Below are 7848 nucleotides of genomic sequence, written 5' to 3' on the forward strand. Positions count from 1 at the left end.
ACAAGAGACATTAAATGCATAAAGCCAAAAAGTCTTTAGGGCAAAACTTTTTACAAGATGAAAACATTATTGCCAATATCGTTCGTCAGTCTGGGATAAAGGTAGATGATGATGTGATTGAGATTGGCCCTGGTCTTGGCGCATTAACACGCCATATTCTTAAAACCACCAAAGCCATCCAAGTTATCGAGTTTGATGAAGATGTTATCCTGCCATTGAAAGCAGCTTGCGCGATGTATGGCAAACTTAACATTTGTCAACAAGATGTATTAACCGTTAATTTTAATGATTTTTATCATGGCAAAAAAATAAAGCTCATTGGCAACTTACCCTATAATATTTCCTCACCTATTCTTTTTCATTTAATTAAATATGCCGAGCTTTTCAAAGATATGCACTTTATGCTGCAAAAAGAAGTCGTTGACCGTGTTGCTGCCGCGCCTTCCGAGAAAAACTATGGTCGCTTAAGTGTCATGCTGCAATACCACTTTCAATGTGAAGCGTTATTCACTGTTCCAGCCACCGCCTTTAAACCAGTGCCAAAAGTAGAGTCACGCATTTTACGCTTAACGCCTTATAATGAATTACCATTTATTGCTAATGACTATACACTTTTTGCTAAGGTCGTTAAACAAGCTTTCCAAATGCGTCGCAAGACTTTGCGCAACAATCTCAAATCACTTGTACCCGCGAGTGAACTAGATAACTTACCCGTTGATTTGACACTTCGCCCTGAAAATCTAAACGTTGCTGATTTTGTTAAACTAAGCAATCACATAGGCGCGCTATAAATGGCAAGTTATGTGATTGGTGATGTTCAAGGGTGCTATGCTGAGTTAATGCAATTAATTGATAAAATTCAGTTTAACCCTGACAATGATAAACTTATTTTTGCTGGTGACCTTGTTAATCGTGGACCACACTCTCTTGAAGTATTGCGTTTTGTTAAATCTTTAGGCAAGTCTGCCAAAGTGGTCTTAGGCAATCATGATTTATATCTTCTTGCCATAGCCTATGGTTATTTGCCCACTGCTAAAAAAGACACATTTAGCCCAATTCTCGAGGCTGAAGATAAAAATGAATTAATCCAATGGTTGCGACAACAGCATTTTCTTTGCAGCCATAAAAAACACATTGTCACTCATGCGGGCATCCCACCAATTTGGTCCCTTAAAAAAGCTAAACGCTTGGGGTTAGAGCTTGAGTTTGTGCTACAAACCGATATGTGCTTTCAACTTTTTATGAGCAACCTCTTTGGTAATGAGCCTGATCTTTGGCAAGATAATTTAGAAGCAGTTAATCGTTGGCGCTGCATTGCTAATTATTTCACACGCATGCGCTTATGTGATCAAAATGGTCGTTTGGATTTTTCTTTCAAAGGAGAACTTAAGAAAAAGCCTAACCATCTTGATGCATGGTTTAACATCCCTAATGCCAGAATTGATGCCAAATACACACTTGTTTTTGGACATTGGGCAGCACTAAATGGTGTTAGTAACAACCCACGCTGTATTGCAATTGATACAGGTTGCGTATGGGGTGGCAAGTTAAGCGCTTACTGTATTGATACACAAGAAATTCATCAGGTCGATGCAATTAATTTAATTAAGGAGATCGAATAAATGGCAAAAATACTGGTTATTCATGGACCTAATTTAAACTTACTAGGTCAACGTGAGACGGATATTTACGGCACTGCAACATTAGACAATGTAAATAACAAGCTTATCGAGCTTGCTGAGTCAAAAAAAATGCATTGCAGCTGTTTTCAGTCAAACCATGAAGGCGCAATTGTTGATCAATTGCAACAAGCGCAAGGTAATTATGATTTTATTATTATTAACCCTGCCGCTTATACGCATACCAGTGTTGCCATCCGTGATGCACTCCTTGCCATCAACATCCCTTTTATTGAAACACATTTATCAAACCCTGATAAACGCGAGCTTTTCCGCCACCATTCATACCTTTCTGACATTGCTTACGGCATCGTTTCCGGTATGGGTGCTAAAAGCTATGAACTGGCTATGCACGCAGCAATTGATTACTGTCAACACAATTGTATATAGCAGTTTACAAGATAGTTTTTGGACAACGGCTACGCTTAAAAAGCAAAAACAACACGTGACATTTTGATTATTTGCCGCAACAATGTCTGGTTGGAATGAGTTAAACATAAAGTTAAATCTAAACAAAGGTTAATTAAAACAGATGGATATTCAAAAGATTGAACAACTGATCGCATTGATTGAAAAGTCAAATGTTAATGAAATTGAAATCAAAGAAGGCGAAACTTCCATTCGCATTACCGGCAGTCATCCACAGCCAGTCCAAGCGTTGACACCACAGCAGTTCATTCATCATGCCCCTGCTGCTATGTCACAACAGTCTGTCGCTGCTGAGCCACAAGCTCAACAAGCAACACCTACAGAGAAACCTGCTGAAAGTTTACCACAAGGCAAACATCTTAAGTCACCAATGGTTGGTACTTTCTATCAATCACCTTCACCAGGTGCTGCCTCTTTCGTTACTGAAGGTCAAGCTGTAAAAGCAGGTGATACCTTATGTATTATTGAAGCAATGAAGATCATGAACCAAATCGAAGCAGAGCATTCTGGCACTGTGATTAAAATTCTTGTTGAAGATGGTTCACCCGTTGAATACGATCAACCACTTTTCATCATTGGCTAAACCAATCACTTATTGATAAATACAAAAATAGTTTTTAACAGGTTTGATATGATTAAAAAACTCTTAATTGCAAATCGCGGTGAAATTGCGCTTAGAATCCTTCGTGCATGCCGCGAATTAGGCATTAAAACCGTCGCTGTTCACTCGACAGTTGATCGCGATTTGATGCACGTAAAACTCGCGGATGAAACCATTTGCATTGGCCCTGCGAGCCCAACACAAAGCTATTTGCATATTCCTGCAATCATCGCTGCCGCTGAAGTCTCTGGCGCTGATGCGATTCACCCAGGTTATGGCTTTTTATCTGAAAACGCTGACTTTGCCGATGCCGTTGAATCTAGTGGTTTCATCTTTGTTGGCCCACGAGCAGAAAGCATTCGTGTAATGGGGGATAAGGTTGCTGCAATTAAAGCGATGAAAGAGGCAGGCGTGCCATGCGTACCTGGCTCTAACGGCCCCATTAGCAAAGACCCACAAAAAAATCTAGCGATGGCCGATAGCATTGGCTATCCGATCATGATCAAAGCCGCTGGTGGCGGTGGCGGTCGTGGCATGCGTGTTGTGCGTAAAAAAGAAGACTTGCTAAAATTCATTGAAATGACACAAGCTGAAGCGAAGATGGCATTTAATAATGACATGGTTTATATGGAGAAATTCCTTGAGAACCCACGTCATATTGAGATTCAAGTCTTTGGTGATGGTGAAGGCAATGCCATTCATCTATTTGAGCGCGATTGCTCAACACAACGTCGTCATCAAAAAGTCATTGAAGAGGCACCTGCTGTAGGTCTTACTGACAAGCAACGTGCTGAAATCGGCAAACGCTGTGTTGATGCTTGTAAGATGCTTAAATACCGTGGTGCTGGAACTTTTGAATTCTTATATGAGAATGGTGAGTTCTACTTTATTGAGATGAACACACGTATTCAGGTTGAACATCCAGTGACTGAATCGATCACGAATATCGACTTAATTAAAGAGCAAATCCGCGTTGCTTCAGGTGGTTCACTGACATTTAAACAAGAAGATATCAAAATCATAGGGCATGCGATTGAATGCCGTATTAATGCCGAAGATCCCGAAAAAATGATGCCTTGCCCTGGCAAGATTGATATCTATCACGCACCAGGTGGCCCTGGTGTGCGTGTTGATTCACACATTTATTCTCAATATTTTGTACCACCTAATTATGACTCAATGATTGCTAAAGTAATCGTCCATGCGCGCACACGTGATATTGCTATTCAACGTATGCAAAGCGCGCTTGAAGAGATGATTATCAGCGGTATTAAAACCAATATTCCATTGCATCATAAGATTCTTGCTGAGCGTGATTTCCAAAATGGTGGCACCAATATCCACTATCTTGAGAAGATGCTCGAGCGTGATAAAGCGTAACCCCATGTTGTGGAAAGAGTTATCCGTTACTTGTCTTAAAGCTAACCTTCAAATATTAGAAGACTATCTTTTAATGCAAGGTGCTTGTTCTGTTACTTATCAAGATGCTAAAGATCAACCGATCCTTGAACCTAAGCCCGATGAAAACCCTTTATGGGATGAAGTGGTTTTGGTCGCCCTTTTTACTGAAGAATATCAACTATCTGACATTGTCACATCACTTGATGAAAGTGCATTAAAGCCCAATATTATTGGCGATATTCATACACGTGAATTTGCTGATCAAGATTGGACACGCACATGGATGGATGATTTTAAACCAATGCAGTTTGGACGTCGTTTATGGATTTATCCAAGCTGGTGCATACCAGAAATCCACAGTGACGATCAAGTCAACATCCTCCTTGACCCAGGACTTGCCTTTGGTACAGGCACACATCAAACAACTGCTTTGTGCCTTAAATGGCTTGAGCAACATGTCACCGCCAAAGATCATGTGATTGATCTAGGTTGTGGTTCCGGCATTTTGGCAGTTGCCGCCAAGAAGCTTGGTGCGCATGACGTCATCGCTATTGACAATGATCCACAAGCAATTTTAGCAACGCATGCGAATGCTGAGAAAAACGGTATTAATGCTAATTTCGCGGCTTTCCTACCAGATGAAGCACCTAAGTCAGTCAAAGCCGATATTTTAATTGCTAATATTCTTGCCGGCATTTTAATTGATCTTAAAGAAGTTATTGCTGATTTTGTTAAACCACATGGTAAGCTTGCTTTATCAGGTATTTTACAAGAGCAAGTGGATGATATTATTAAAGCTTTTTCACCTTATTTCGTATTAAATGAGCCAGCTTTCAAGGATGAATGGACATTAATCTCAGGCATTCGCAAACCATAAAAAAACATGAAAATAGGTCAATTCCACTCAGATAATATTTTATTCTTGGCACCTATGGCAGGCGTAACTGATTTGCCATTTCGCAAGCTGTGCAAAACACATGGCGCAGGTTGGGTCGTCTCAGAAATGGTTTGGTCACACAAACATCTATATGAAACACCCAAAACACAGCGCCGTATTGATCATAGTGATGAAGTCGCCCCCAAGATTATTCAAATCGCAGGTGGGGATCCTATCATCCTTGCCGAATCTGCGAGTTTAAACGTTCATAAAGGTGCTGATATTATCGATATCAATATGGGCTGTCCGGCTAAAAAAGTCTGTAATAAATTAGCAGGTTCTGCACTAATGCAAAATGAGCAATTAGTCGATGAGATTCTTTGTGCAGTTGTGAATGCGGTTGATGTCCCTGTAACCCTAAAGATCCGAACTGGCTGGAGTAAGGATAATAAAAACGCCTTTAAAATTGCGCAAATTGCAGAGGATGCAGGCATTCAAGCGCTTACTGTTCATGGGCGAACGCGCGATCAGAAATATACTGGTAATGCTGAATATGACCTTATTGCTCAAATTAAACAGCGCATTAATATACCTGTCATTGCTAATGGTGATATCACCACACCTGAAAAAGCCAAAGAAGTGCTTAATTATACCCAAGCTAATGCACTAATGATTGGCAGAGGCGCACATGGCAATCCTTGGCTATTTAAGCAAATCAATGATTTTTTGCAAACTGGTCATTATCAGCTATCACCTAACTTCACACAAAAATTAAATACCATCATTGATCATGTCAAAGCCATGCATAGCTTTTATGGTGATTACATGGGTGTGCGTTTTGCGCGCAAACACATTACTTGGTATTTTGAGCAAATCCAAGAGTTTGATTTGACTAAGGCACGTCAACATTTTAACAAATTAACAACACCTGAAGCTCAGCTTGATTTTTTAGCCAATGACCTTTTAATCGCACCCTGAGCACAGTCGAAGGGTAGTCATAAAGGTGACGTAACAATACATATGTAATGAATAGGAAATAAATTGTATTTCAACTATTCCCCTCACCCGCGCAGCGTAAGCTGCACGACCTCTCCCACAAGGGGAGAGGTAATAGTTGATGCAACTTATTTTTTCACCATTACTATGTTGGCTGAGCGTCAGTCGAAGCCATTGTTTCACCCTTCGACTGTGCTCAGGGTACGGAGAAAATTTAGTTAATGCCAAAAATGATTTCCGATGGATATAAAATCCGCTATTCTAACCTGCATATTTTATATTATGTACTTAACGTTAAAATGCTTATCAATTCTGAGACAATTGCCGCAATTGCCACAGCCCCTGGAAAAGGCGGCGTTGGCATTATTCGCATTTCCGGCAAAGATGCCTATGCCATTGCGCATAAGATCACGCAAACACCGCTTAAGGCAAGACACGCCCATTTTCTGCCATTTAAAGACGTCAATAATGAAACATTAGATCAAGGCATTGCATTGTATTTCAAAGCGCCTCATTCCTATACTGGCGAGGACGTTGTTGAACTGCAAGCTCATGGCGGTCCAGTAGTATTAAACCTTATTTTACAAACCACTATTGAACACGGTGCACGCCTTGCCAAACCTGGCGAGTTTACTGAACGTGCTTACCTTAATGACAAAATTGATTTAGCCCAAGCTGAAGCCATTGCCGATATGATTGATGCGTCATCTGAACAAGCTGGTAAATCAGCCATGCGTTCATTGCAAGGGGACTTCTCTCAACATATTGATACTTTAGTTGAGTCTTTAATTCAGCTACGCATTCATGTTGAAGCGGCAATTGACTTTCCTGAAGAAGAAATCGACTTTTTGGCTGATGAACATATCAAAACGCAATTACTACAAGTACAGCATAATGTTGACTCAGTACTACACAACTCCAAACAAGGCGCACTATTACGCGAAGGTGTTGAGATCGTTATCGCGGGCAAACCAAATGCAGGGAAATCAAGCTTGTTAAATGCTTTAGCCGGCAAAGAAAGTGCGATTGTTACTGATATTGAGGGCACCACGCGTGATACCTTACGCGAATATATTCAAATCAATGGCATTCCTGTGCATATTATCGATACTGCAGGGCTTAGAGTCAGCAATGATGTGATTGAAACCGAAGGTGTAAGACGCGCGCTAGAGGCGATTAAAAAAGCGGATCATATTCTATTAGTCGCTGATATTAACGACACCAAAGATAAAAAGATTACCGAGCTTGCCCCTGAGTTTTTCACGCATATTCCATCACACATCCCGATTACTTATATCTACAATAAAGTTGATCTAACTGAGAACAACAGCGAGAATCATGACAATCACCTCTATATTTCTGCCAAGCATGATATTGGCATTAATAAATTGCGCGATTATCTGCTTAAAGCCATTGGCTATGAGCAAACCACTGAAGGCGTTTTTACCGCGAGAAAACGTCATATTAATGCCTTAACTAAAGCACAGGATCACCTAGAGATGGCTTTTAGTCACCTGATGCATAAAGATGGTGAGCTATTAGCTGAAGAGTTGAACCTTGCCCAAAAGCAGCTTTCATCGATTACTGGCGAGTTTAGCGCCGATGATCTATTGGGTGAGATATTTAGTAGTTTTTGTATTGGGAAGTAGGGTATTTGCTGATATCGCTTGATTTAGTAAACTCACAATGTATATGACAGCGCCAAGCTTTAACCTTCCCTGATTTTTTGCGTTTGGTTGAGACTGTTCACTCAACTGTGTCACCCTAAAGCTCAAGTTTTAACCGTTCAGGAAAAAAGATGTTGAGCTGCGAAACGGTTGTTGCCCAGTTTGCCACTGGCATCGTCCATTTCTTTTTAATGTGCT

At 40.6% G+C, this 7848-nt stretch carries 8 protein-coding genes; all 8 read left to right on the forward strand.

Annotated elements, in window-relative coordinates; translation table 11 throughout:
- The first annotated feature begins 14 nt into the window (after positions 1 to 14).
- Entirely contained in the window at positions 15 to 791 is a 777-nt protein-coding gene (gene rsmA / locus IE867_RS09335; protein ID WP_192484458.1) for a 16S rRNA (adenine(1518)-N(6)/adenine(1519)-N(6))-dimethyltransferase RsmA, read from the forward strand.
- Positions 792 to 1622 carry a symmetrical bis(5'-nucleosyl)-tetraphosphatase gene (locus IE867_RS09340; RefSeq protein ID WP_192484459.1) on the forward strand — a complete coding sequence of 277 codons (831 nt, stop codon included), beginning with the start codon at positions 792 to 794 and terminating at the stop codon, positions 1620 to 1622.
- On the forward strand, positions 1623 to 2069 hold the full coding sequence (gene aroQ, locus IE867_RS09345; protein WP_117002882.1) for a type II 3-dehydroquinate dehydratase: 447 nt from the start codon (positions 1623 to 1625) through the stop codon (positions 2067 to 2069).
- A 142-nt stretch (positions 2070 to 2211) separates the two neighbouring features.
- Complete coding sequence (accB, locus tag IE867_RS09350) at positions 2212 to 2691, forward strand: acetyl-CoA carboxylase biotin carboxyl carrier protein (protein WP_192484460.1); 480 nt, start codon at positions 2212 to 2214, stop codon at positions 2689 to 2691.
- Positions 2692 to 2739: 48 nt separating this feature from the next.
- On the forward strand, positions 2740 to 4089 hold the full coding sequence (gene accC, locus IE867_RS09355) for an acetyl-CoA carboxylase biotin carboxylase subunit (RefSeq protein ID WP_192484461.1): 1350 nt from the start codon (positions 2740 to 2742) through the stop codon (positions 4087 to 4089).
- Between the two features lie 4 nt (positions 4090 to 4093).
- Positions 4094 to 4987 (forward strand): 50S ribosomal protein L11 methyltransferase, encoded by an 894-nt coding sequence (prmA, locus tag IE867_RS09360; protein ID WP_192484462.1) that lies wholly within the window; start codon positions 4094 to 4096, stop codon positions 4985 to 4987.
- Between the two features lie 6 nt (positions 4988 to 4993).
- Positions 4994 to 5965, forward strand: coding sequence for a tRNA dihydrouridine synthase DusB (gene dusB / locus IE867_RS09365; protein WP_192484463.1), 972 nt, complete (start codon positions 4994 to 4996; stop codon positions 5963 to 5965).
- Positions 5966 to 6282: 317 nt separating this feature from the next.
- Complete coding sequence (mnmE, locus tag IE867_RS09370; protein ID WP_192484464.1) at positions 6283 to 7632, forward strand: tRNA uridine-5-carboxymethylaminomethyl(34) synthesis GTPase MnmE; 1350 nt, start codon at positions 6283 to 6285, stop codon at positions 7630 to 7632.
- The last annotated feature ends 216 nt before the right edge of the window (positions 7633 to 7848 follow it).

The organism is Cysteiniphilum marinum, assembly GCF_014857925.1.
Taxonomy (GTDB): Bacteria; Pseudomonadota; Gammaproteobacteria; order Francisellales; family Francisellaceae; genus Caedibacter; species Caedibacter marinus.